This window comes from Mesorhizobium sp. P5_C1 (assembly GCF_054049815.1).
Genome location: NZ_JBFULQ010001439.1, coordinates 1 through 500 on the forward strand (window position 1 = coordinate 1; position 500 = coordinate 500).

Below are 500 nucleotides of genomic sequence, written 5' to 3' on the forward strand. Positions count from 1 at the left end.
GCATCATATACTCGTTGTCCAGCCGCTGCATCAGGAAAGGCACCCAGGCCAGTCCGCTCTCGATCCATACCGTTTTCAAGCGCGGAAAGCGTTCTGGCAGACCATTGACCAGCCAGTTCGTCATATGCACCATATTGTGCCAGACGAAGCCTAGCGCATGAACCGAGATAAACCGGTTCATCAGGGCAGTCGATTTGTCGCCCCAAGTGTAGGCGGCGTGAAAGCCGAGCGGCAGGTCGCGTTCCTGCAGGGCCGCGTAAACCTTCATGTAGGCGTTGTCGTGAACGCCCTTGTAGTGGGTTGAGGTGACCATGAAACCGATCACCCCCTTCCGGTCCCCGAATTCCTCGATCACCTTCAGGCAGGCGTCGGGATCGTTGAAGGGGAGGTAGAGCATGGAAGTCAGGCGCGGCTCTTCGGCCAGAACATTGTCGCATAGCCAGCGATTGTAGGCTCGGGCGAGGGCGGTTTCGACCTCGATGCGCGGACAGGTAGCAATG

The 500-nt window shown here is 58.2% G+C and carries 1 protein-coding gene; it reads right to left on the reverse strand.

The features are described from left to right. On the reverse strand, positions 1-500 hold a 500-nt coding region (locus tag ACXJ7R_RS36230; RefSeq protein WP_457155962.1), incomplete at both ends, for an amidohydrolase family protein.